This window comes from Citricoccus sp. NPDC079358 (assembly GCF_040702545.1).
Taxonomy (GTDB): Bacteria; Actinomycetota; Actinomycetes; order Actinomycetales; family Micrococcaceae; genus Citricoccus.
Map to the genome: position 1 here is coordinate 366,742 of NZ_JBFBLI010000001.1, position 22,812 is coordinate 389,553.

General features: G+C 69.9%; 21 protein-coding genes. 10 read left to right on the forward strand and 11 right to left on the reverse strand.

The features are described 5' to 3' along the window. Window positions 1–23 precede the first annotated feature (23 nt). Window positions 24–611, reverse strand: a complete 588-nt coding sequence (locus AB0333_RS01720; protein WP_366217050.1) for a hypothetical protein — start codon at window positions 609–611, stop codon at window positions 24–26. Window positions 612–733: 122 nt separating this feature from the next. Further along, window positions 734–2,605, reverse strand: coding sequence for a tetratricopeptide repeat protein (locus AB0333_RS01725; protein ID WP_366217051.1), 1,872 nt, complete (start codon window positions 2,603–2,605; stop codon window positions 734–736). A 91-nt stretch (window positions 2,606–2,696) separates the two neighbouring features. Between AB0333_RS01725 and AB0333_RS01730 the strand changes: the two genes are divergently transcribed. The 4 genes from AB0333_RS01730 (at window position 2,697) to AB0333_RS01745 (ending at window position 6,473) form a co-directional block, all read left to right on the forward strand. After that, window positions 2,697–3,125 carry an NUDIX domain-containing protein gene (locus AB0333_RS01730; protein WP_366217052.1) on the forward strand — a complete coding sequence of 143 codons (429 nt, stop codon included), beginning with the start codon at window positions 2,697–2,699 and terminating at the stop codon, window positions 3,123–3,125. After that, window positions 3,122–4,246, forward strand: a complete 1,125-nt coding sequence (locus tag AB0333_RS01735) for a hypothetical protein (protein ID WP_366217053.1) — start codon at window positions 3,122–3,124, stop codon at window positions 4,244–4,246. Before AB0333_RS01730 ends, AB0333_RS01735 begins: the two co-directional genes overlap by 4 nt. Window positions 4,247–4,348: 102 nt before the next feature. Further along, window positions 4,349–5,581, forward strand: a complete 1,233-nt coding sequence (locus AB0333_RS01740) for a pyridoxal phosphate-dependent aminotransferase (protein ID WP_366217054.1) — start codon at window positions 4,349–4,351, stop codon at window positions 5,579–5,581. After that, window positions 5,571–6,473 carry a PPK2 family polyphosphate kinase gene (locus AB0333_RS01745; RefSeq protein WP_366217055.1) on the forward strand — a complete coding sequence of 301 codons (903 nt, stop codon included), beginning with the start codon at window positions 5,571–5,573 and terminating at the stop codon, window positions 6,471–6,473. The genes AB0333_RS01740 and AB0333_RS01745 overlap by 11 nt, the downstream gene beginning before the upstream one ends. A 168-nt stretch (window positions 6,474–6,641) precedes the next feature. On the opposite strand, the gene AB0333_RS01750 is transcribed toward AB0333_RS01745, so the two are convergent. Together AB0333_RS01750 and AB0333_RS01755 are read right to left on the reverse strand one after the other, a co-directional pair. Then, window positions 6,642–6,836 carry a hypothetical protein gene (locus AB0333_RS01750; protein WP_366217056.1) on the reverse strand — a complete coding sequence of 65 codons (195 nt, stop codon included), beginning with the start codon at window positions 6,834–6,836 and terminating at the stop codon, window positions 6,642–6,644. Next, entirely contained in the window at window positions 6,833–8,194 is a 1,362-nt protein-coding gene (locus AB0333_RS01755) for an OFA family MFS transporter (protein WP_366217057.1), read from the reverse strand. The genes AB0333_RS01750 and AB0333_RS01755 overlap by 4 nt, the downstream gene beginning before the upstream one ends. Window positions 8,195–8,422: 228 nt before the next feature. Between AB0333_RS01755 and AB0333_RS01760 the strand changes: the two genes are divergently transcribed. After that, entirely contained in the window at window positions 8,423–8,992 is a 570-nt protein-coding gene (locus AB0333_RS01760) for a type 1 glutamine amidotransferase domain-containing protein (RefSeq protein WP_366217058.1), read from the forward strand. A gap of 61 nt (window positions 8,993–9,053) precedes the next feature. On the opposite strand, the gene AB0333_RS01765 is transcribed toward AB0333_RS01760, so the two are convergent. Beyond that, window positions 9,054–9,347, reverse strand: coding sequence for an exodeoxyribonuclease VII small subunit (locus AB0333_RS01765; protein ID WP_366217059.1), 294 nt, complete (start codon window positions 9,345–9,347; stop codon window positions 9,054–9,056). Further along, complete coding sequence (gene xseA, locus AB0333_RS01770) at window positions 9,344–10,636, reverse strand: exodeoxyribonuclease VII large subunit (RefSeq protein WP_366217060.1); 1,293 nt, start codon at window positions 10,634–10,636, stop codon at window positions 9,344–9,346. Before xseA ends, AB0333_RS01765 begins: the two co-directional genes overlap by 4 nt. Before the next feature lie 125 nt (window positions 10,637–10,761). Between xseA and AB0333_RS01775 the strand changes: the two genes are divergently transcribed. The 4 genes from AB0333_RS01775 to AB0333_RS01790 all read left to right on the forward strand — a co-directional run bounded on the left by AB0333_RS01775 (window position 10,762) and on the right by AB0333_RS01790 (window position 14,956). Continuing rightward, window positions 10,762–11,706, forward strand: a complete 945-nt coding sequence (locus tag AB0333_RS01775; RefSeq protein ID WP_366217061.1) for a hypothetical protein — start codon at window positions 10,762–10,764, stop codon at window positions 11,704–11,706. Between the two features lie 144 nt (window positions 11,707–11,850). Beyond that, window positions 11,851–12,909: a 4-hydroxy-3-methylbut-2-enyl diphosphate reductase gene (locus AB0333_RS01780; RefSeq protein WP_366217193.1), complete on the forward strand. Its 1,059-nt coding sequence runs from the start codon at window positions 11,851–11,853 to the stop codon at window positions 12,907–12,909. Then, entirely contained in the window at window positions 12,909–13,439 is a 531-nt protein-coding gene (locus AB0333_RS01785; protein ID WP_366217062.1) for a gluconokinase, read from the forward strand. The genes AB0333_RS01780 and AB0333_RS01785 overlap by 1 nt, the downstream gene beginning before the upstream one ends. A gap of 113 nt (window positions 13,440–13,552) precedes the next feature. Further along, entirely contained in the window at window positions 13,553–14,956 is a 1,404-nt protein-coding gene (locus AB0333_RS01790; RefSeq protein ID WP_366217063.1) for a GntP family permease, read from the forward strand. A 103-nt stretch (window positions 14,957–15,059) separates the two neighbouring features. Here the strand turns inward: AB0333_RS01790 and AB0333_RS01795 are convergent, their stop codons facing one another. The 3 genes from AB0333_RS01795 to AB0333_RS01805 form a co-directional block, all read right to left on the reverse strand. After that, a complete protein-coding gene (locus AB0333_RS01795; RefSeq protein ID WP_366217194.1) occupies window positions 15,060–16,769 on the reverse strand; it encodes a DEAD/DEAH box helicase in 1,710 nt (569 codons plus the stop codon). Between the two features lie 345 nt (window positions 16,770–17,114). After that, window positions 17,115–17,669 (reverse strand): NADPH-dependent FMN reductase, encoded by a 555-nt coding sequence (locus tag AB0333_RS01800; RefSeq protein ID WP_366217064.1) that lies wholly within the window; start codon window positions 17,667–17,669, stop codon window positions 17,115–17,117. A gap of 127 nt (window positions 17,670–17,796) precedes the next feature. Further along, on the reverse strand, window positions 17,797–19,068 hold the full coding sequence (locus AB0333_RS01805; protein WP_366217065.1) for a DNA recombination protein RmuC: 1,272 nt from the start codon (window positions 19,066–19,068) through the stop codon (window positions 17,797–17,799). Between the two features lie 247 nt (window positions 19,069–19,315). Between AB0333_RS01805 and AB0333_RS01810 the strand changes: the two genes are divergently transcribed. Next, entirely contained in the window at window positions 19,316–20,959 is a 1,644-nt protein-coding gene (locus tag AB0333_RS01810; RefSeq protein WP_366217066.1) for a DASS family sodium-coupled anion symporter, read from the forward strand. 35 nt (window positions 20,960–20,994) lie between these two features. Here AB0333_RS01810 and AB0333_RS01815 read toward each other — a convergent pair whose 3' ends face one another. Both AB0333_RS01815 and AB0333_RS01820 read right to left on the reverse strand, forming a co-directional pair. After that, a complete protein-coding gene (locus AB0333_RS01815; RefSeq protein WP_366217067.1) occupies window positions 20,995–21,630 on the reverse strand; it encodes a response regulator transcription factor in 636 nt (211 codons plus the stop codon). Beyond that, window positions 21,627–22,811, reverse strand: a complete 1,185-nt coding sequence (locus tag AB0333_RS01820) for a sensor histidine kinase (protein WP_366217068.1) — start codon at window positions 22,809–22,811, stop codon at window positions 21,627–21,629. The genes AB0333_RS01815 and AB0333_RS01820 overlap by 4 nt, the downstream gene beginning before the upstream one ends. Between the last annotated feature and the right edge of the window lies 1 nt (window position 22,812).

Below are 22,812 nucleotides of genomic sequence, written 5' to 3' on the forward strand. Positions count from 1 at the left end.
ACGCTCCGGGAATGCGGTGGCGATCAGTCGTCGTCATCATCGTCGTCTTCCCAGTCGTCATCGTCGTCGTCATCATCATCCCAGTCGTCGTCATCGTCATCATCGTCGTCGTCGTACGTGGGTTGCTGGGGCGCTGGGTTCGGCACCGGCTGGGGAGCCGGCACGGCGGGACGTGAGTCCGAGCCGGAACCACCCGAACCAGAACCACCGGATCCGGATCCACTGGACCCGGCACCAGAGGACCCGGAACCGGATCCGTCCTGGGCGGGGGCGGTGGTCGTCGGACCGGGCTTGGATGAGATCTTGACACGAGAGGACGGCGGTTCGGCGGCAGCACCGGACACGGGCGCGGACGAGCCGCCGGACGAAGACGCAGACGGCGAAGAGGAGGGGGAGGCGGAGGGAGAGGCGGTGCTGGGCGCAGTGGAGGCGACGCCGGCCGAGGACGGCGCGTTGCGCTCGCTCGCGGACGGGGCATCACTCACGGCGATCATCGCGCCGAGGTCGACCGGCCTCGGCTGAGCGGAGACCACGGCGATGCCCAGGGCTGCCATGACCGCGACCACCATCATGATGACGGTGGCCTTGAGTCCCTTCCCGGCGTTCTTCATGCACTCCATGATCGCGCGTGATCATGAGTCCAAGATGAGAAACTGTCCCGTCCGCATGAGAAACGTGTGAAAGTCATCGGGAAGTCGGGCCAGCCCAGCCCTGCCCAGTCCACCGGCGTGGGTCAGTCGGTGTCCGGTTCGGTCTCCGGGCCGCTGTCCGCCGCGCCCGCCTGGCCAACTTCGTCGTCGCCGTCGGGACTCTCCGTGCTGGCGGCGGCATCGGCCTCGAGGCGTGCCTTCGTGGCGCCCTCCTCGTCCCCGGACAGGTCCAGGGACTGGGCCAGCCCGAGCCAGGCGGCCATCCTCAGGTACCGGGCAGTGTCCTCCTGCTCGGTGATCATCCGGAAGAGGGAGGCGGCCTCCTCGGCACGCTCCTGCTCCAGCAGGACATAGGCGGCGAACAGCTCGGCGTTGGACGAGGCCATGGAATCCTCCGAGGCGGCGAACAGGTCCGCCGCAGTGAGGGCGGAGGACACAGCGGCCGCGCCCTTGCGCAGGGCCCACAGGCCGCGGGCACGCGTGTCCGTGAAATCGGCCTCGTACCAGGAGGCGGAGGAGTCCTGGGCCAGGGCGATGGCCTCGTCCAGCAGGGCCACCCCGCGCTCCTCGCCCAACTCGCACAGGACGTGCCCCAGGGCGTGCAGGGCCTGGGGGAGGACCGCGGGATCATTGTCCTCGGAACCTTCGTCCTCGCGGGCCAGCTCCACAGCCCGGGAGAACCGCTCGGCAGCCTCCTCCGGTTTCTCCTGCCGGTTCAGCAGGGCGCCGGAGGCGAGGTACATGCGGGCGGCCTCATCGGTGGCACCGGCCTCCTCGAAGAGGGTGGCGGCCCGGCCCCAGTGCTCCAGGGCCTCTGCCGGCCGGTTCTGGTGACGGGCCGCGTGGCCCAGGTCCACCAACGCGCGGGCGAGGCCGGGCAGCCGCCGGGCGGCCTCCTCGCGGCGCACCAACCCGGCCAGCACGCGTTCGGCGAGGGCATGCTCCTCGGCCTCCAGCAACTGGTGCCCCAAGGCGAGCGTCAGGTCCGAGGCCTCCGGGACCTCCCCCTGCTCAGCCTGGGCCACGGCCACCTTCCAGGCGAGGATGGAGGCCTGCTGATCGTCGGCGTCGTCCGCCAGGCCGGCCAGCAGGGCCGCAGCCGAGGCGGCACCCTTGCGCACTCCGGCGGCGGCGTGCAGTTCCACCGAGCGCAGGGCATCGAGGATGGCCGTGGCGGAGTCCCCCCGCTCCTGGGCGACGACGGCCTTGAGCATCCACATGGCGGCCCGTACGGCGCGGTTGGCCTGACCGGCGAGAACCTCGTCGGCTACCTCGGCGGAGCTCTCCGGCTCGTGGCCCATCAGGTGGACGTGGGCCAGGAACATCCGCGTGGACGCCAAGGACTCCGGGGGCACCGGTATGCCGGCGGCCGCCCGGGCGTCGAGGATCTCGAGGCACTCCTCCAGCAAGTCGACGGCGGGATCGAACCGGCCGTCCTCGACGTGCCGGACCGCCAGGGCCACCAGCACGTCCGGCAGCACGGTGTCGACGGAGTGGGCGGACCGGGTCCTCTCTTCCTCGAGGACACCCTCCAGCACGGTGGCCTCGAACGATTCGGGCTCACGGAGCAACATGGTGCCGAGCTCGGTCTCCATCCGCGCCTGGTGCGGGTAGCCGGCCTCCGCCAGGACCCGGGCGCGGTCGGCGATGTGACGGGTGGCGGCAGCGTGGTCGCCGGTCAGCGCGGCCACCGAGGCCAGGGCCCGGTACAGGCTGGCGCGGTTGACCGGGTCATGGCCGCCGGGGGCTGTCAGCCCCGTCTCCGCAGCACGGGAGGCACGGGCCAGGTCCTCGGCGTAGGCGGCCTCGTAGGAGACGTCCAGCCAGCCGCGGGCCGTGTCCGGCTCGCCCTGGGGTCCTCCCGTCAGCGAACGGCGGGCCAGGACCGCGTTCAGGCGAACCGTGAGGTCCTCCGGCAGCTCCGGCGTCGGCTCAGCGCCGTCGTGCTCGGTCATCCCAGCCCTTCGTGATCCCAGTCGTTCCATGTGTTCTGCAACCCATCCAGTATTCCAGACGCGCCCGTCCCCAACATCTAGACTGGTGAGCATGGATTTCGACAGCCGGGTCGGCGCCTACGGCGTCGTCATCCGTGACCGTGCACTGCTGCTGAGTCTGTGGGCGGGGCCCACCGAGAACATCTGGACGCTGCCCGGGGGCCAGGTGGAGCTGGGGGAGCAGCCCCACGAGGCCTGCGTGCGAGAGATCCTGGAGGAGACCGGCTACCGGGCTGAACTGGGTGATCTCTTGGGCGTCACCAGCCGCACCATCGAGGCCGGCCGGCGGATCTCCCACCCCGGGCGCCCCCTGCTGACCGTCCAGGTCCTGTACCGGGCCGCTGTCGTCTCCGGCGAACTGCGCCCGGAGGTGGACGGGTCCTCCATCGACGCCGCCTGGATCCCCCTCGGGGACTTGCACCGTCACCGCACCTCGCCGACCGTCCACCGGGCCCTTGAGCTCGCCGGGGTCGGCCGGTGAGGGCACAGAAGGCCGGCGGCCTGATCGCGGCCACCGCGCTGGCGGCCGGCCTCCTGGCCGGCTGCACGCCCACCCCCGGCCATGACGACCCGACGGCTGAGGGCAGCCCCGCGGCCACAGCGTCCCCGACCCAGACGCCCGTCTCCGTCATCACGGGCTCCCGTCCGGAGGAACAGCTGCTGGCAGTGGTGCTGGCGCGCCACCTCGCGAACAAGGGCATCCCCGCCACCGTGGGGGAGCCGTCCGCTGAACCGTGGGGCGCCGCCGGGGAACAGCAGGTCGCCGTGGTGGACTCCCTCGCCATGGCCTCGCACCTCGTCCCGGACCTCCTCGCCGGGGAGGTCCCGACGCCGTCCCCCTCACCCACGGCGTCCGTCTCCGGTGCCCCGTCCGCGGCCGACCCCAGCGCCGCCGCGAGCGCGACGGCGACACCCGGCGCGTCGCCGTCGGACCCGGCGCCAGCCTCGCCGACCGGCCATCCGACCGCCACGGGCTCACCCACACCCCTGCCCGAGGGGCGTCCCGCAGCAGACGCTCAGGGCACCACCGCCATGGTCGCCGAGTACTTCCCGGAGGACACCGAAGTGATCGGGGCGTCCTCGGGCACCATGCGCTTGCAGGCCGTCACCACCTCAGCGCTGTCCGGACTGTACGAGATGGAGGACCTCACCGACCTCAACGGCCTCTGTGACCGGATGGCGTTCGTCCCGGCGCCCGCGGCGGCCGTCCACGGCGAACGGCTGGAGGTGCTGGCCGGCTGCGAACCCGCCGAATGGATCGAGGAGGGTGACGCCGGCGCCGCCGCCGACCTGGTGACCGGACGGGCCGACGTCGCGCTGCTGTACGGCACCAACCCGGCGATCCCCGATCACGCGCTCGAACCCCTGGCAGATGCGGGCCGGGTGCTTCCGGAAGGACGCGTGCTCATGGTGGCCGAGCCGGAGGTCCTGCCCGAGGGGACATCGGACGCGGTGAACGAGGTCGCCGGGAAACTTGGCGGGGAGATGCTGACCGAACTCCAGCGGCTTTCCACCGGACCGGACCGTCTGCCGGGCGAGGAGGCCGCCCAGTACTGGCTCGTCGCCGCCGGACTCGAGGAGACCCCCGAGAACTGGTTCTGACCGGCGCTCCGCCGGGAGCCGCGGGAGCACCGCGCGCCAGCGCCGGCCGTATCCCGCGGTCACTCCCGCGATCCGGCGGCCCACGGTTCTAGGATGGAGCCCATGGCAAAGACACGGACCGGTCAGATCAAACAGTCTTCGAAGCTCCTCAACGTGCGCTATGACGTGCGCGGACCGATCCTGGAAGAGGCCCAGCGCATGGAGGCGGCCGGCCACCGCATCATGAAGCTGAACATCGGCAATCCGGCGCCGTTCGGCTTCGAGGCCCCGGACGCCATCCTCAAGGACATGGTCTCCCACCTGCCGCACGCCCAGGGGTATTCCGACTCCCGTGGCATCTACTCGGCCCGGACCGCGGTCAGCCAGTATTACCAGTCGCGCGGGATCATGGGCATCGATGTGGAGGACGTCTTCATCGGCAACGGCGTCTCTGAGCTGATCTCGATGGTGCTGCAGGCGCTCGTGGACGACGGCGACGAGGTGCTCATCCCGGCCCCGGACTACCCGCTGTGGACCGGTGCCACCACCCTCTCGGGCGGCAGCGCGGTGCACTACCGCTGCGTCGAGGAGGAGGGCTGGTCCCCGGACCTCGAGGACATCGAGTCCAAGGTGACGGACCGGACCAAGGCCATCGTCATCATCAACCCGAACAACCCCACCGGGGCGGTCTACTCCCGCCAGGTGCTCAACGGGATCGTGGACATCGCCCGTCGACACAACCTGGTGCTGATGAGTGATGAGATCTACGAGAAGATCCTGTACGACGGTGCCCGTCACATCAACGCGGCCGGACTGTCCGACGACGTGGTGACGCTGACCTTCTCGGGGCTGTCCAAGGCCTACCGGGTGGCCGGATTCCGCTCCGGCTGGGTGGCCATCTCCGGTCCCAAACACCGGGCCACGGACTTCATCGAGGGCCTGACCCTGCTGGCCAACATGCGCATGTGCGCCAATGTCCCGGCCCAGCACGCCATCCAGACCGCCCTGGGCGGCTACCAGTCCGTCAACGACCTCATCTTGCCGGGCGGACGGCTGCTGGAACAGCGCAACCTGGCGCAGAAGCTGCTCTCCGAGATCCCCGGGGTGAGCGTGCAGCCGGCCCAGGGTGCCCTGTACCTGTTCCCGCGGCTGGACCCGGAGGTCTACCGGATCGAGGATGACGAGAAGTTCGTCATCGAGCTGTTGCGGGCCCAGAAGATCCTCGTCTCCCACGGCCGTGCCTTCAACTGGCCGGACACCGACCACTTCCGCCTCGTCACCCTGCCGAACGTGCGGGACCTGGAGGAGGGCATCGGCCGCATCGCCGATTTCCTGGAGGACTACCGTGAGCGCTAAACGGCACGTGATGGAATTCCACGCGGACCCGTGGCCTGCACTGCGGGCCCGCTCCACAGTGGGGACACCCGGGGAGCCCCGGGGCCCGCTGGACGTGGATCCGGACACCAAACCGGGCTACCTCGGCGGCAAGGCCGAGGGCGAGGCCACCCTCGAGGCCCGCGCCGAACGGCTGGCGGAACTCCAGGAGCTGCTCTACGCCAACGGCGTGGCCGGCACGCTGGACGAGCACGGTCGGGGCCGCTCCCTGCTGCTGGTGGTCCAGGCGATGGACACCGCCGGCAAGGGGGGGATCATGCGGCACGTGATCGGTGCCATGGACCCCCAAGGCGTGGAGGACGCGGCCTTCAAGGCGCCCACCGAGGAGGAGCGGCAGCACCACTTCCTCTGGCGCATCCGCCCGCATGTCCCGCAGGACGGCTATGTGGGCGTCTGGGACCGGTCCCACTACGAAGATGTGCTGATCCACCGGGTCCGGGGGCTGGTTTCGATGGAGGAGATCGAGCAGCGCTACGCGGACATCCGTGCGTTCGAGCAGGAACTGGTGGCGGGTGGCACCCGCATCATCAAGGTGATGCTGCATCTGTCCAAGGACGAGCAGAAGGAGCGCCTGGCCGAACGCCTGGAGCGCCCGGACAAGTTCTGGAAGTACAGCCCCTCGGACGTGGACGAACGCGCGTATTGGGGCGAGTACATGGAGGCGTACCGGGCCGCCATCGCCGAGACGGACACCGAGGACGCCCCCTGGTTCATCGTCCCGGCCAACCGCAAGTGGTACTCGCGGATCGCCGTGCAGGAGCTGATGATCACGGTGCTGGAGAGCATGGGCCTCGACTGGCCGCCGGCCGATTTCGACGTGACCGCCGAGCAGGAGCGTCTCGCTGCCAGCTGAGGCCTAGCTGAGTCGCCGCCGGCTGACACGGTTGCCGGCAGACGGAGCGCCCGTTGAGACGGCGGCCGGTCGACGGATCGGGGGCCGGGCACTGGTGTCAGTGCCCGGCCCCCGATCCTTCTTCTGAGGTGCGCTGTGGTGTGCGCTGGCGTTCGGTGGTGTTCAGCCTCAGCCGGTGAAGAGAGCGGAGGCCTTGATCGCCGTCTGGACCAGGCCGTAGGCCAGTGCGGCAACGACGATCAGGGCGAGGACGATGGCCACGGCGCGGTAGACGCCTCCGGTGTCCATGGCAGGGGAGTGGCCGCCGGCCGCCACCTCGGTACGGGAGGCGCTGTTAGGGGTGTTCTCGTTGCTGGTACTCACTTGGCTTGCTCCTTCTCGCGGATCTGGTCCTCGGAAACGTGGTGCTTCTCGGCCACGGGCCGGACCAGCAGGTTGGCGATGAAACCGACGGCCAGGAGGCCGACCATGATGTACAGCGAGACCGTGTACAGGTCAGCGCCGGTCTTGTCGGCGGCGGCCTCGGACTCCAGCACGCTGTTGACGATCAACGGCCCGGCGATCCCCGCCGCGGACCAGGCGGTCAGCAGGCGACCATGGATGGCCCCGACCTGGAAGACACCGAACATGTCCTTCAGGTACGCGGGGACCGTGGAGAACCCGCCGCCGTAGAAGGAGATGATCACCATGGTGGCGACGATGAAGACCACCAGGTTGGCCCCGCCCATCAGGGCGATGATCAGGTACATGGCCAGCCCGATGCCGAGGTACATCATGTAGTTGTTCTTGCGGCCCCAATAGTCCGAGGTGGTGGACCACACGAAGCGGCCGGCCATGTTGGCGATGGACAGCAGGCCCACGAAGCCGGCGGCAGCGGCCGGGGTGATCCAGTCGAAGTACCCCTGGATCATGGGGGCGGCGTTCTCCAGGATGCCGATGCCGGCGGTCACGTTGCAGAACAGCACGATCCACAGCAACCAGAACTGCGGGGTCTTGATGGATGAGCTGGCGGACACGTTCGCCGTGGTCTGCATCGGCTTGGCGGCGGCCGTCGACGGGTCCCAGCCCGCCGGCTTCCACTCGGGGTGGGGGACGCGGATCACGATCGCACCCAGGGCGATGACCACGGCATAGATGATCGCCAGGGTGAGGAAGGTCTGCACCAAACCGCTCTGGAGCTGCTCCGGCTCGGCGCCCCCGCCGTAGAAGACCATGAGGCTGTTGGACATGGGGCTGGCGATCAGCGCGCCGCCGCCGAAGCCCATGATCGCCAGGCCGGTGGCCAGGCCGGGACGATCCGGGAACCACTTCATCAGCGTGGACACGGGGGAGATGTACCCGATGCCGAGGCCGATGCCGCCGATCACGCCGTAGCCGAGGTAGACGAGCCAGAGCTGACCCGTGGCGATGCCCACGGTGGCGACAAAGAAGCCGACCACCCAGAAGCTGCCGGCCACGACCATCGACTTGCGCGGCCCGGACCGTTCGACCCACGTGCCGCCGAAGGCGGCGGCCAGGCCGAGCATGGCGATGGCCACGGAGAAGATCCAACCGACCGCCACATCACCAGCCTCGAAATGCCCCATCATCGGGATCTTGAAGACACTGAAGGCATAGACCTGGCCGATGCACAGGTGAATCGCCAGTGCGGCGGCCGGGATGAGCCAGCGATTGAATTCTCGAGGGGCGACGATCGCCTCTCGACTGAGGATGTTGGGCATGACGGTGGGGTCCCTCTCCTGGTCGCCATCGACCAGGGGTGCTTGGTCAACTGGAAACTCTGGTGCATGAGTGATGCTGGTTATATTTTTCCCATCCAGCTTTGCCGAGATTATCTCTGGGATATCCGCTGGTCAATCGTGGCCCCGTCGGCGATTCGCCTCGCTTTCGGCGAACACGAGCGTCACAGACCTTGCCTCGGCCCGGGGGGAACGTGCTTAGGGTGGAGCATGACTACTCAGCAACTCCAGGGAAAGTCCATCGCCTTCCTCGCCACCCGGGGTGTGGAACAGGTCGAGCTCACCTCGCCGTGGGACGCCGTCATCGCCGCCGGGGGACAGCCCCGGCTGGTCTCGGTCGAGTCCGGCACCATCACCGCCATGAACGGTGACTGGGAGCACGGGGACTCGTTCACCGTCGATCACGCGGCCGGTTCCGTCTCGGCCTCGGATTTCGACGGCCTGGTCATGCCCGGCGGCACCCTGAACGCGGATGTACTCCGCGTGGACGCCAGCGTCCAGGGCTTCGTCCGCGGCTTCTTCGACCAGCACAAGCCGGTGGCGGCCATCTGCCACGCACCGTGGACCCTCATCAATGCCGGTGTGGTCCAGGGCCGCAAACTCACCAGCTACCACTCGCTGGCCGAGGACCTGAAGAATGCCGGCGCCACCTGGGTGGACGAGCAGGTGGTGGTGGACCAGGGACTGACCACCAGCCGCAACCCGGGTGATCTGGACGCCTTCAACGCCAAGATGGTGGAAGAGTTCGCCGAAGGAAAGCACTCCGGCCAGACCGTCTGATCGGGTCTGCACCGGCCTGGACTGCACCGGCTGCGGCCGGTGCGGATCAGGCCGGTGCGGATCAAGCGGTGCGGTCGGCCGTCTTGGCCCGCACCTCATCGAGCTTCGCCCGGGCCCCGTTCAACCACTCCTCGCAGCGGTCGGCGAGGGCTTCGCCGCGCTCCCAAAGAGCCAGGGACTCCTCCAGGCCGGCCCCGCCGGTCTCCAGCCGGGTCACCGTCTCGACGAGTTCGGTGCGGGCCTGCTCGTAGCTCAGGGTGGCGATGTCCGAGGTGTCCGCCGCGGAGAACCCATCCACAGCGGCACCCTCTGGGCCCGGGGTGGTGGGGTCGGTGTTCTCGATCGGGCTGCTCATGCGGTCTCCTCGGTGGTCGTGGTGTTTTCGGCGTGCTCGGCAGGATCGGTGGTGTCCGTGACGGTGGCGCCGATCCTGCCGGCGGCCACCAGGATGTCCAGCCGGTCCCCGAGGGCGACCCGCCCAGCGTGGCGGACCACCCCGCCCTCGTGCTGGACGACCGCATAGCCGCGGTCCAGGGTCTTCTGGGGGGACAGGGACCGCACCCTCGCACGCAGGTGCCCGACGGCGTCGTGCTCCCGGTCCAGCCGGCCGGAGAGTGACGTGCGGGCCCGTCCCCGCCACCGCTCCAGGTCCTGGGCGCGTTCGTCCACCAGGCGTTCCGGTTGGGCCATCACGGGCCGGGTGCGCAGCGCCTGCAGGGACTGGGCCTCCTGCAGCACCAGGCGTTCCACCCCCGAGGCCAGGCGCAGCCGGGCAGCGGAGATCGCCTCGCGCTCGAGCGCGGCATCCGGGACCACCCGCTTGGCGGCGTCCGTGGGGGTGGAGGCCCGCACATCGGCCACGTCGTCCAGCACGGGGCGGTCTGCCTCGTGCCCGATGGCGGAGACCACCGGGGTGTGCGTGGCGGCCACGGCGCGGACGAGAGCCTCGTCCGAGAAGGGCAGCACAACCTCCTCGAGTGCGCCCCCACCGCGCGCGATGATGATCACGTCCACCTCCGGATGGGCGTCCAGGTCGGCGACGGCGGCCATCACCTCCCGCGGCGCGTTCGCCCCCTGCACGGCCACCTCACGGACCTCGAAGCGTGCCTGGGGCCAGCGCAGGTGGGCGTTGCGCATGACATCCTTCAGGGCGTCCGAGTTCTTGCCCGTGACCAGGCCGATCAGGTGCGGCAGCACGGGCAGCGGCCGTTTGCGGGCCGCCGAGGTCAGGCCCTCGGCCTCCAGGGTGCGGCGGAGCTTCTCCACCCGGGCCAGCAGGTCTCCGATGCCGACCGGCCTCATGGCGGAGGCGATCATGTTCAGCCGGCCGGTCTTCGTGTAGAAACTGGGCTTGACGCAGGCCACCACGCGGGAGCCCCGCTCGACCGCGCCCTCCAAGGTGGAGGCCACGTTCCGCCAGGCAGTCACCGGCAGCGAGTAGTCCTCGTCCAGGTCACGCAGGGTCATCCAGGCATTGCCGCGGATCACCTTGAACTCGATCAGCTGCCCCTCGATCCAGGCTTCCGGGGCGCGCTCGAAGTACTTCTTGAGGTTCTCCGAGAGGACCCGCAGTGGCCACGGGGCATCCGGCGCGGTCCCGGAAGCGGCGGCCGGCAGGGGTGCCGGTGACGGCTGGTCGTCCATGCGTAGTGTGTCTCCTCGGTGGCAGGGTCTTCATGCCATTCTCTCTCTAGGCTAGGACGGGATACACCCGACCTGCGCCACCGAAGGTCACGTCCACCCACGCTGCCCGCGCGAACGGAGCCACTATGCGCACGGTACTGTCCATCCTGCTGGCCGCGCTCGCCGGCCTGCTCGCCGCGATGTCCCTGGTGGGCGCCCGGGCAGAGGCCCTCGTCTACACGCCGGAGCCCCTGCAGCAGATCGCCGCCCCGATGTCCGAGGACCCACAGCTGCGGCAGGCGCTGCCCGGGGAGGTCAGTTCGCTCGTCGAGGACCAGTTGCCGGAGCAGCTGCCCGGATTCGTCCAATCCGCCGCCTCCGGGCTCGTGGAGGGCGCCGCCAGCGGACTGGTCGAGGACGACCGTTTCCCGGCGGCCTGGTCCGCGGTGCTGGAGGAGACCCGTCAGGACTGGGTCGGCCGCATCGACCGCCTCGCCGGAGGGGACACGACGACGTCCGGTACCGTGCACCTGCAGGCCGCACCGCTCGTGGAACTCGGGGCGGAACGGCTGGCCGAGGCCTTCTCCGGGGTGCCGGGTGGCGAGGCGGTGGCGGAGATGCTGCGCGAGGGAGTGACCGCCGGGCGTGAGGCCGGCACCGAGGAGACGGGGGAGTCGTTGCTGTCCGTGGACCTCGCCGTCCCGGACCCGGAGGTGGTGCCCACGGAGGCCGTCGTGCTGATCGTGGACAACCTGTACCGCTGGCCCTGGCTGGCGGGAACAGCCGCCGTGGTGGCCCTGCTGGCGCTGTGGGCGGCACCGCGCCGCCGGAAGGGCACCCCGTTGTTCATCGCCGGCCTCACGGTCCTGGCTGTGGGAGGAGTCAGCCGGTGGGCACTGGGGCGGATGGAGCCGACCGCAGACCTGGAGGGCATCGCCCGGGTCGGCGCCGCGTCGCTGCTGGACGGCATCCGCGACTACGCAATGCCGGACACCTTGATCCTCGTCGTGGGAGGCGGGGTGGTCGCCGCCCTCGGTCTCCTCGTGGGCCTGGTCTCCGGATTCCGGTCCCGGGGCCGCGCCGGGTATTGAGGCGTGCCTCACCCGCAGGTGGTCCGTGCCGAGGACGCCGGTAGACTGGAACATATGTCCGCCGTTCTCTCAGCAGCCGCTCCCTCAGCAGCCGCTGCCGCCCCCGCCCCTACCTCCGCCGCCGGTTCGCCGGTCGCCATCGGGATGCCCCAGGTGCCCCGTGCCCGCCGCACCCGCGAAGAGGTGGAGGCCGCCGCCGTCGTGAGCGGGGACAAGAAGGTCATGCTGGCCGCGCCGCGTGGCTACTGCGCGGGCGTGGACCGCGCCGTCATCGCCGTGGAGAAGGCCCTTGAGCACCACGGGGCGCCCGTCTACGTGCGCAAGGAGATCGTCCACAACCGGCACGTGGTGGACACCCTCGAGGAGCAGGGCGTGGTCTTCGTGGAGGAGTTGGACGAGGTGCCGGAGGGCGCGCTGACCGTGTTCTCCGCCCACGGGGTGTCCCCGGCCGTCGTCAACGAGGCCGCCGAGCGCAACCTCCAGACCATCGACGCCACCTGCCCGCTGGTCACCAAGGTGCACCGTGAGGCGGTCCGGTTCGCCAAGCAGAACCGCAGCATCCTGCTGATCGGCCACGAGGGCCATGAGGAGGTCGAGGGCACCTACGGCGAGGCCCCCGAGCACACCACCATCATCAACAACCCGGACGAGGCCCGCACCGTCCAGGTGGAGGACCCGGACAACCTCATCTGGCTGTCCCAGACGACCCTGAGCGTGGACGAGACGCTGGAGATCGTCTCCATCCTGCGCGAGCGGTTCCCGAACCTGCAGGACCCGCCCTCGGACGACATCTGCTATGCAACCTCCAACCGCCAAGCGGCCATCAAGAAGATCTCGCCCTCCTGTGATCTCGTGATCGTGGTCGGCTCCGCGAACTCCTCGAACTCCGTGCGCCTCAAGGAGGTCGCCGTGGAATACGGGGCACAGCGAGCGGAACGCGTGGACTTCGCCAACCAGGTGGATGAGTCCTGGTTCGAGGGCGTGGCCACCGTCGGCCTGTCCTCCGGTGCCTCCGTCCCGGAGGTCCTGGTGCAGGAGGTGCTGACACTGCTCGCCGAGTACGGCTATGGCTCCGTGGAGGAGGTCGTCACGGCCGAGGAGGACATCATCTTCTCGCTGCCCAAGGAGCTCCGCGCCGAGATGAAGAAGGTCGGGGACAACGACCGCTCACTCGGCGGCCGCCGTACCACCACCGAGAACTGATGGCGTCCGGTACACCCACGGTGGTGCAGGAGCCTGTCCACCTGGTCCTGATGGGCATCTCCGGCTCCGGCAAGACCACGCTGGCCGAGCGCCTCGCCGAGGAGTTGAACCGCCCCTACGCGGAGGCCGACGAGTTCCACTCCGCGGCCAACATCGAGAAGATGCGGTCCGGGGCCCCGCTGACCGACGAGGACCGTGGTCCCTGGCTGGCGGCGATCCGTGACTGGATGGGCACGGCGGACACTACCCGCGGGACGATCGTCACCTGCTCGGCGCTCAAGCGCACCTACCGCGACCTGTTGCGCCAGGCCTCCGGTCGGGTGTTCTTCCTGCATGTCATCTGCGATCCGGCGGTCATCACGGAGCGCATGGAGCACCGCCTGGGCCACTTCATGCCGGCCTCACTGGTGCCCAGCCAGCTCGCGACACTCGAGGAGCTCGGGACGGACGAGGACGGAGCAGTGCTGGTCAACTCCGGTAGTGTGGACGAGCTTGTCGAACAGGCGCTGACCATCGTCGCCGACCTCTGAGGCCGTCGGCCGGTGGCCATCGGGTGCCGGGGCGGCAAGCGCCACCCCATCCTGCGTTGATGCCCCCGTCCTGACCGGGTCGCCGGGCTGCGCTCCGACCCGAAGGCCCACCCATGACCATCGAAGAATGGACCCCGACCCTGGGGGCCGGACCGCTGCTCGGCATCGCCGCCGCGGCGATCGCGCTGTTGCTGTTCCTCATCATGTACCTGCGGATGCACGCGTTTCCCGCGCTCGTCCTCGTCAGCGTCCTGACCGCCTTCGCCGCGGGCATCCCGGCGAACCTCGTGGTCTCCACGGCGACGGAGGGCTTCGGCAGCACCCTGGCCACCGTCGCCCTGCTGGTGGGCCTGGGAGCCATGCTCGGCCGCCTCGTGGAGATGTCCGGCGGCGCCAAGGTCCTGGCGGACACCCTCATCGGCTGGTTCGGTGAGAAGCGGGCCCCGTTCGCGCTCGGTGTCGCGTCCCTGCTCTTCGGCTTCCCCATCTTCTTCGACGCCGGCCTGGTCGTCATGCTGCCCGTCGTCTTCGCCGTGGCGCGCCGCCTCGGCGGGTCCGTGCTCTCCTACGGGCTGCCGGTGGCCGGTGCCTTCTCCGTCATGCACATCTACCTGCCCCCGCACCCGGGTCCGGTGTCCGCCGCCACGTTCTTCGAGGCCAACGTCGGCCTGGTGATGCTCCTGGGTCTGCTCGTGGCCCTGCCCACCTGGTACGTGACCAGCTACCTCTTCGGGCGCTGGGCCGGCCGGCGCTGGCAGCTGCCGGTGCCCTCCCTGCTGGGGCGGGCAGACGAGGAACAGGAGGAGAACCCACCGCGGTTCGTGACCGTGGTCCTGGTGCTGCTGCTACCGATGGTGCTGATCTTCCTCAACACCGGACTGGACACCCTGAACCGCGGCGGCATGCTGCCCGAGGGCACCGGGGAGACCACCTGGTTCCAGGTCCTCCGCGTCCTGGGGGAGACCCCCGTGGCGCTGCTCATCACGCTGATCGTGGCCACGATCGTCCTGGGCCGGGCCCGCGGCACCGACAAGTCCGTCCTGGAGAAGACCCTCGAGGGCGCCCTCGGCCCGGTGTGCTCCGTCATCCTCGTCACCGGCGCCGGCGGCATGTTCGGCTCCGTGCTGCGCGCCTCCGGTATCGGCGACGCCCTGGAGGACTCCCTGTCCGACCTGGGTGTGCCGCTGATCCTCGCCGGCTTCCTCATCGCGGCTGTGCTGCGGATCGCGCAGGGCTCGGCCACCGTGGCCCTCACCACCGCTGCGGGCCTGGTGAGCGCCGGGGTGGCGGCCGCGGACTACAACGCCGTCCAGCTGGCCGCCATGGTGCTCGCTGTGGGCGCCGGTTCCGTGGTGGCCTCCCACGTCAACGACTCCGGCTTCTGGCTGGTCGGCCGGTTCTTCGGGATGGACGTCAAGACCACCCTGAAGACGTGGACGGTGCTGGAGACCCTCATCGGCATCATGGGCTTCGTGATCGCCTGGGCGATTTTCGCCTTCGCCGGCACCATGGGCTGATCCCACCCCTGCATGACAGACACCGTGAAGCCCCCGCATCCAGCTGGATGCGGGGGCTTCACGGTGACAGGGCGGCTGGCGCCCGGTCGGATCTCAGCCGGGATCAGCTGCGGGGCGAGCCCTGCGCGCTGGAGGAGCGACGGCTGCGGCCACCGCGGGAGCGGCCGGCGCCACCACGGCCTTCGCGGCCGCCCTCGTGGTCCCGGTTCTCCCGGAAGTCGGTGTTGCGTCCGCCGGTCTCCGAGGAGTACACCCGGCCGCCCGACGTCGGCGCCCCGGCCGAGGAGCCCGCGCGGCGGTTGCCAGGCCGGCCGCTTCCGCGACCGCCCTGGCCGCCACCGTTGCCGGTGCGGTCCTGGGAGGGACGATCGTTGCGGGACCGTTCCGAGCGCTCACCGGACGCGGCGGCGCCGCGGGACCGGCCGGCGTCGTGCTGACCCCCGCGCTGACCGTCCTGACCGCCCTGACCACCAGCGCGGCCACCTTGGCGGCCTCCGCGTGAGCCCTGGCGACCACCGGAACGGCCACCGGCGCCGGAGGCTCCGCCGCTGCTGCGACCGCCGCCGCCGTTCTGACCGGACTGCTGGGTGCTGGGCGTGGAGACGGCGAGGAGCCTCTCGAGCTCAGCGGCTTCCAGGAACGAGCGCTCTCCGGGGGCCAGCGTCTCCAGCAGGGAGTCGTCGGCGCCGTCGGCATGGACCGTCGGGGTGATCTTCGCGGCGCGCATCAGGGTGCGGACCTCATTGCGCTGCTCGCGTCCGGCCAGGGTGACCACGGTGCCGGCCTGGCCCGCACGGGCGGTGCGGCCGGAGCGGTGCAGGTACGCCTTGTGCTCGGTGGGCGGATCGGAGTGGATCACCAGGGAGACGTCGTCCACGTGGATGCCGCGGGCGGCGATGTCCGTGGCCACCAGGGTGCCGGCGATGCCGTTGTGGAAGGCGTCCAGGTTCCGGGTGCGGGCGTTCTGGGACAGGTTGCCGTGCAGCTCCAGGGCCGAGACCCCGCGCTGGCGCAACTGCTTGGCGGCCTTCTTGGCACCGTACTTGGTGCGGGTGAACACGATGGTCCGGCCCGGTGCGGCGCACAGGTGGGCCAAGGCAGACAGCTTGTCATCCCCGTCCACGGACACCACGTGGTGGTCCATCTTCGCCACCGGGGAGACGGCCGAATCGGCCTCGTGCACCACCGGGTTCTTGAGGTACTTCTTGACGAGCACGCCGACGCCCTCGTCCAGGGTGGCGGAGAAGAGCATCTTCTGGGCCGGGGTGGGCACCTTGTCCAGGATGCGGCGGACCATCGGCAGGAAGCCCATGTCCGCCATGTGGTCGGCCTCGTCGATGACGAGGATCTCCACGCCGGACAGGTCCACGTGGCCCTGGCCCATGAGGTCCAACAGGCGGCCGGGGCAGGCGACGAGGACATCCACGCCGCGCGCCAGCGCCTTGACCTGCGGGTTCTGCCCGACGCCGCCGAAGATCGTCAGCGAGGACAGCCCGCTCGCCGCGGAGAGGGGCTTGAAGGAGTCCTCGAGCTGGAGGGCCAACTCGCGGGTGGGGGCCAGCACGAGCGAACGCGGCCGACGGGCGGCAGCGGGACGGCCACCGCTCAGGCGGGAGGCCAGCGGCAGCAGGAAGGCATAGGACTTGCCGGAACCGGTGCGGCCGCGGCCGAGCACGTCACGGCCGGTCAGCGAGTCCGGAAGGGTGGCCTTCTGGATCGGGGTGGGGGAGATGATGCCCTGCGGAGCCAGCGCGGCGGCCAGGCCGGCGGGCACCCCGAGCTCGGTGAATTCCGAGTCAGATGACGTGGGCAGGGTGGAAGAACCGCCGGAAACGGCGGCAGGCTGAAGAGAAGACACGAAAAAGGAATCCGTCCGGGTGGAAGAAAGACCCGGCCCTGGCACTGGCGGCTGCGGCATCACAAGAGCCACTCAACGCGGTGCTGGCCGGCACCGGCAAGGAAGGATCCTGACCGGCTGGCTAGCGGACAGTCTACGGCATGGCGGGTGCGATCCTGGCATCGGCCGTGGTGGGCGGGAGGTCTGCTGCCGCAACAGCCCACGAACCCCTCGGCCCTGGTGCACGGGTCGAGGGGCTCGTGGGCGAGACGTCACGTGCGGCGGATGATGCTGCGCGCGACGCCTCGGGGAGGTGCCGGGTCAGACGGTGACGCGGGCGTTGGCCTCCACATGTGCGACGAGCGCGTCCATGAAGCCCTGCAGCACCGGCAGCAGCGTGGCATCCTGGACCTCGCCGGTCTCGGCGATAGCGCCTTCGCGGGCCTGGACGAAGGACTCCGGCTGTCCCATGGTCTTCATGTCCACGTGCGCCAGGATGTTGCGCAGGTGCTGCTGGGCCATGGCGGTCCCGGTGCCGCCGGGGGAGGTGCCGATGACGGCGGCGGGGACGCCGCCCCAGACTGCCTGGCCCCAGGGGCGGGATCCCCACTCGATGGCGTTCTTCAGCGCGGCGGGAATGGAGCGGGAGTACTCAGGGGTGACGAACAGCAGGCCGTCAGCGGAAGACACGGACTCCTTGAAGTCCAGGGCGGCGGCCGGGTAGTCGGCGTCGAAGTCCGAGTTGTACAGGGGTAGGTCGCTGATGGAGACCTCGAAGAACTCCACGCCCTCGGGGGCCAGCGCCGAGAGGGCCTTGGCCAGGCGGCGGTTGATGGAGTTCTGGGCGAGGGAGCCGACGATGTAGCCGATGCGCATGGGTGTCCTTTCAGACAGGATCAGGGCGTAGACGTGAAGAAGTTGAAATTTCAACTAGTCATGAGTGTCCAACCCGGAGGGGCCCAGGCCTATTCCGCCGGACGTTGTTTTTCCAGTGTGACCTCCGTCATGCCTCGCGCCGCAGATCCACGGGCAAGTCCGCCGGCAGGTCCGGTTCCTCCAGCAGTTCCGCCGAGGACAGGACCCGGGGCGTGGACTCCAGGGGTGGGGCGGAGGGCATGCCCTCCACGCTGGACGGGTTCAGCTCGCCGATGCGCCGGGCCGAGGGCAGTACGCGGGTCTCGAGGGTGCCGACCAGGGAGTTGTACTTCTCCACCGCCGACTTCAGGGAACTCCCGAGTTTGGTGACATGCCCGCCGAGGGTTCCGAGCCGCTGGTAGAGCTGCCGGGAGACCGCGAAGAGTTCCCGGGCGTTCTCCGTCAACGTCTCCTGGCGCCAGGAGTAGGCGACCGACTTCAGGGCGGTCAACAAAGACACCGGGGCGACGAGGGCCACGTTCTTCGAGAAGGCGTGGTCCAGCAGGCCGGGATCGGCCTCGAGCGCCGCGGCCAGGAAGGACTCGGCGGGCAGGAAGCAGACCACCAGCTCAGGCGAGTCCTCCAATCCCTGCCAGTACCCCTTGGCGGAGAGCGCGTCCACGTGGGCGCGGACGGCCTTGGCGTGGGCCTGGCACAGCTCATGGCGCCGGTTGGCAGCGTCGGTGGTCGAGTCGCCGGCCAGTTCCTCGGCCTCGAGGACGGCCGCCAGTGGAGCCTTCGCATCCACGGCGAGCGACTTCCCGCCCGGGAGCCGCACTACGAGGTCCGGCCGGAGGATCTGGTCCTCGTCCCCGCGCAGCACCTCCTGTTCCGAGAAGTCGGTGTGGGGCAGCATTCCGGCGGCCTCCACCACTCGGCGCAACTGCACCTCGCCCCAGTGCCCCCGCGCCGAGGTGGACTTCAGAGTGGCGACCAGGGTCCTGGTGTTGACCAGCAGGGCCGAGTCCGTGGCGGCCGCGGTCTTGAGCTGCTCGGAGAGCTGCCCGTACTGCTCCACCCGGTCCCGCTCCAGCATGCCGACCTGCCGCTGCAGGGTCTCCAACCGTTGCCCCACGGGGGCGAGGGCGGTTAACACCTTGGACTCGGCGGCGGAACGGTCCCGGTCCGCTGTCCGCTCGGCGGCGAGGACCCTGCTCTCGGCCTCCGCCGCGGCCAGTGCGGCCTGGACCTCGGACAACTCGTTCCGTGCCGCCTGGGCCTCGTTCCTGGCTCCCCGCGCGGACTCCTCCCACGTTCCGCGCAGTCGCGTCCAGACCAGCCATCCGCCCGCCACCGCGCCCACGACCAGGCCCGCCACCACGCACACCACGGCCACCAACACCACTGCTGAAGTCTCCATGCCCCCAGACTGCCAAAGGTCACGGACACGTTAGGGGCGCACCGCCGCGGAGCCGGAACGGAGGCGGTGATCGTCCGGATGGAAGGGTTGCGCACGGAGATCACCAGGTGAGCATCAGGAGAGCACCAGAGGAGTCCGAGAAGGTCACCGTTGCGGCGCAGGTCAACCATCGATTTCCCGATAAGGCCGCCCGTACTGTGGTGCTGATCACCGATAGTCTGACCAGGCCATGAAAGGACGGTCCACCATGTCCGACACCACGGGACCGGCACGCTCGGGGACCACAGACCCGGCCCCGAGAGAACCGGCAGCATCGACAGAACCGGCCGGCCGAGGACCCTCCGCCCAGCACATCGACGCCGCCGATCACAGGTCGCCCGGGGAGAGGGCTCCGGCGGACGAGCGGAACCTGCACCTGCGGCGGTGGATCGGCTTCGGCGCGGGGCTGGTCCTGGCCGCCGTCGTGTTCCTGGCGATGCCCGCCGACGTGGAGCACAACGCGCGGCTGACGGCCGCCGTCGCGGTGCTGATGGCGGTGTGGTGGATGACCGAGGCCATCCCGATCCCGGCGACCGCCCTGCTGCCGCTCATCCTCTTCCCGGTGTTCGGGGAGGACATCGGTGTGGACGACGTGGGTGCCTCCTATGGGAACAACATCATCTTCCTGTTCATGGGTGGCTTCATGCTGGCGCTGGCCATGCAGCGGTGGGACCTGCACCGGCGGATCGCCTTGGTGACAGTGCGGGCCATGGGCACCCGGCCCGGCGGCGTGGTGGCCGGCTTCATGATCGCCACGGGTTTCCTCTCGATGTGGGTGTCCAACACCGCCACTGCCGTGATGATGATCCCGATCGGCGTGTCCGTGCTGACCCTCGTGGTGGCGGCGGACAAGTCCAACCCCGTGGAGGAGTCCTCGGATCCGACCTCCGGGGAGGTCAAGGACGCCGTCATCAAGTCCAACTTCGGCACGGCCCTGATGCTCGGCATCGCCTACGCCGCCTCCGTCGGCTCGCTCGGCACCCTGATCGGCACGCCGCCGAATGCCCTGCTGGCCGGCTACATGGCCGAGTCCCACGGGGTGACCATCGGCTTCGGCCAGTGGATGCTCGTCGGTGTTCCCCTGTCCATCGTGATGATGTTCATCGTCTGGTTCCTGCTGACGCGCGTGCTGTTCAAGGCCGAGATCAAGGAGATCCCGGGAGGCCGCGAGCTCATCACCAACGAATTATCCAAGCTGGGGCGGATGTCCTCCGGCGAGATCCGGGTCCTGGCGATCTTCGTGCTGGCCGCCGCCTCCTGGATCACCATCCCCCTGCTCTTCGAGGATCTCATCAGTGATGCGGGCATCGCCATGGTCGCCGGACTGCTGCTGTTCCTGCTGCCGGCCGGGGCCGCCCGGGGCGTCCGTCTCCTGGACTGGGAGTCCGCGGTCAAGCTGCCGTGGGGCGTCCTGCTGCTCTTCGGCGGCGGGCTGGCACTGTCCGCCCAGTTCAGCGGCTCAGGGCTCGCGGACTGGATCGGTGAGCAGGTCGCCGGCCTGTCCGGCATCCCCGTCTGGCTGCTCGTGGCCATCATGGCCACGGCGATCCTCTTCCTGACGGAGCTGACCTCGAACACCGCCACGGCGGCGACCTTCCTGCCCGTGGCGGGCGGCGTGGCCATGGGCGTCGGGGTCGACCCGATGCTGCTGTGCATCCCGGTGGCCCTGGCCGCCACCTGCGCCTTCATGCTGCCCGTGGCCACGCCGCCGAACGCCATCGCCTTCGGCTCCGGCTACGTGACCATCGGCCAGATGGTCAAGGGCGGGCTGTACCTGAACCTGATCGGCATCGTGCTCATCACCCTGGTGACCATGACCCTCGGCGTGTGGGCGTTCGGCCTGGTGTTCTGACGTCCGTCGTTCTGACCCCGGACGTTCACACTCGTCTATAGCCAGCCGTTGTCCCGTGCCGCGAGGCCCGCCTCGGTCCGATTGGTGGTGTGGGTCTTGCCAATGGCCGAGGACAGGTGGTTGCGCACCGTGCCGGGGGAGAGGAACAGGGCGGCGGCGATCTGGCGCACGCTGGAGCCGTTCAGCGCGGCGCGCAGCACGTCCCGCTCACGTTCGGTCAGCGGATTCGACCCGAACACGAGGGTCTCGTCCGCCAGTGATGGGTCCACGACCCGGCGTCCTGCGTGCACGGAGCGCACCGCCTGGGCCAGCTGCTCGGCCGGGGTGTCCTTCACCACGAAGCCGCTGGCCCCGGCCTCCAGGGCGCGCCGCAGGTAACCGGGCCGGCCGAACGTGGTGACGATCAGTGAGCGGCATCCCGTCCCGCCGGAAGCGATGGCCCGGGCGGCCTCGATCCCGTCGAGTCCCGGCATGTCGATGTCCAGCAGGGCCACGTCCACGCGCAGCTCGGCCACGGTGGCCGCCACGGTGGTCCCGTCGCCCACCTGCGCCACCACCTCGAGGTCGGGCTCCATGGCCAGCAGTGCCGCCAGGGCCCCGCGGACCAGCGCCTGGTCATCGGCCAGCAGCAAGCGGATGGGCTCGACGCCGGCCGCGTTCGGAGTCGTCACAGTTGCACCTCCAGCGTCGTACCCGGTTGGTCCGAACCCGGATGGACCTGACCCAGTGAGAGGGTTCCACCGGCCTCCGTGACCCGATGGCGCATGCCGCTGAGCCCGTTGCCGGGCGAGGCCGACGCGCTGAGCCCGGTACCGTCGTCGGCCACGGTGAGCCGGTCCGCGGTGATGGTGACCGAGCAGAGCGAAGCACCGGAGTGGCGGATGACATTGGTGACGGCCTCCCGGAGGCACCACGCGAAGAGCTCGCGACGTTCGGGACGGAAACCGATGACGGAGGAGGCCTCCGGCAGGTGGAACGCGATGCCGGCGGCCTGCAGGGCGGTGCGGGCGGAGGCGAGCTGGGCGCCGAGGTCCGGGACGTGCAGACCGCCGACCGTGGTGCGGACCTCGGCCAGGGACTGCCGGGACAGCTCGAGGACCTCGTCGAGCTCCGCCTTGGCCTGCTCCGGGTGGGCGTCCACCAGCCGGCGGGCCAGTTCCGTCTTCAGGGTGATGACGGTGAGGGAATGGCCCAGGACATCGTGCACGTCCCGGCCGACCCGTTCGCGCTGGCGGGAGAGGGCCAGCTCCTCCCCGAGGACACGGGAGCGTTCCTCGCGTTCCATGGCCAGGCGGAGCGCGAGCATGATCACCAGTGCCATGACGGTGGGCACGACCAGCCAGAAGCGGCTGCCCCCGGCGTCCACGCTGAGGGCCACCGCGACCCAGGCCACGGACAGGGCCACGGAGACCGGGAGCCCGATCCGAAGCCGGTGCGGGAAGATCCAGATGGCCAGCGTGAACGGCAGGAAATTGAAGGAGTTGAGGCCACCCGACGGGATGGTGGCCAGGACACAGAGGAGCAGGACGGCGGTGATCGCAGCGGTGTTCACCCACTGCGGCAGGGTGCGCCATGGCCAGGGCCAGATGAAATGCCCCATGTAGACGGCGACGAAGGCCGCCAGGCCGGCGCAGCCGAGCACCTTCGTCCCGAGCGGCGCGTCTCCGGTGACCATGGCCACCAGCGGCACCACCAGGAAGACCAACCAGACCCCGGCCGTGATGAGCACGGGAGCCCGTTCGTTGGCCTTCAGGGGGACCTCAGGCCATTCGCCGGCACCGAAAGGGCCCGCCGGCTGGACGGCGATCCGGCCGGCGGACTCCTCGGGAAGGTCCTGAGCCCCGCGGGGCATC

Excerpts from the sequence above, each read along its gene's own strand:
- AB0333_RS01720 (WP_366217050.1), bottom strand. The coding sequence starts at position 611 with ATGAAGAACGCCGGGAAGGGACTCAAGGCCACCGTCATCATGATGGTG.
- AB0333_RS01725 (WP_366217051.1), bottom strand. The coding sequence starts at position 2,605 with ATGACCGAGCACGACGGCGCTGAGCCGACGCCGGAGCTGCCGGAGGAC.
- AB0333_RS01730 (WP_366217052.1), top strand. The coding sequence starts at position 2,697 with ATGGATTTCGACAGCCGGGTCGGCGCCTACGGCGTCGTCATCCGTGAC.
- AB0333_RS01740 (WP_366217054.1), top strand. The coding sequence starts at position 4,349 with ATGGCAAAGACACGGACCGGTCAGATCAAACAGTCTTCGAAGCTCCTC.
- AB0333_RS01755 (WP_366217057.1), bottom strand. The coding sequence starts at position 8,194 with ATGCCCAACATCCTCAGTCGAGAGGCGATCGTCGCCCCTCGAGAATTC.
- AB0333_RS01760 (WP_366217058.1), top strand. The coding sequence starts at position 8,423 with ATGACTACTCAGCAACTCCAGGGAAAGTCCATCGCCTTCCTCGCCACC.
- AB0333_RS01765 (WP_366217059.1), bottom strand. The coding sequence starts at position 9,347 with ATGAGCAGCCCGATCGAGAACACCGACCCCACCACCCCGGGCCCAGAG.
- xseA (WP_366217060.1), bottom strand. The coding sequence starts at position 10,636 with ATGGACGACCAGCCGTCACCGGCACCCCTGCCGGCCGCCGCTTCCGGG.
- AB0333_RS01775 (WP_366217061.1), top strand. The coding sequence starts at position 10,762 with ATGCGCACGGTACTGTCCATCCTGCTGGCCGCGCTCGCCGGCCTGCTC.
- AB0333_RS01780 (WP_366217193.1), top strand. The coding sequence starts at position 11,851 with ATGCCCCAGGTGCCCCGTGCCCGCCGCACCCGCGAAGAGGTGGAGGCC.
- AB0333_RS01785 (WP_366217062.1), top strand. The coding sequence starts at position 12,909 with ATGGCGTCCGGTACACCCACGGTGGTGCAGGAGCCTGTCCACCTGGTC.
- AB0333_RS01790 (WP_366217063.1), top strand. The coding sequence starts at position 13,553 with ATGACCATCGAAGAATGGACCCCGACCCTGGGGGCCGGACCGCTGCTC.
- AB0333_RS01800 (WP_366217064.1), bottom strand. The coding sequence starts at position 17,669 with ATGCGCATCGGCTACATCGTCGGCTCCCTCGCCCAGAACTCCATCAAC.
- AB0333_RS01805 (WP_366217065.1), bottom strand. The coding sequence starts at position 19,068 with ATGGAGACTTCAGCAGTGGTGTTGGTGGCCGTGGTGTGCGTGGTGGCG.
- AB0333_RS01810 (WP_366217066.1), top strand. The coding sequence starts at position 19,316 with ATGTCCGACACCACGGGACCGGCACGCTCGGGGACCACAGACCCGGCC.
- AB0333_RS01820 (WP_366217068.1), bottom strand. The coding sequence starts at position 22,811 with ATGCCCCGCGGGGCTCAGGACCTTCCCGAGGAGTCCGCCGGCCGGATC.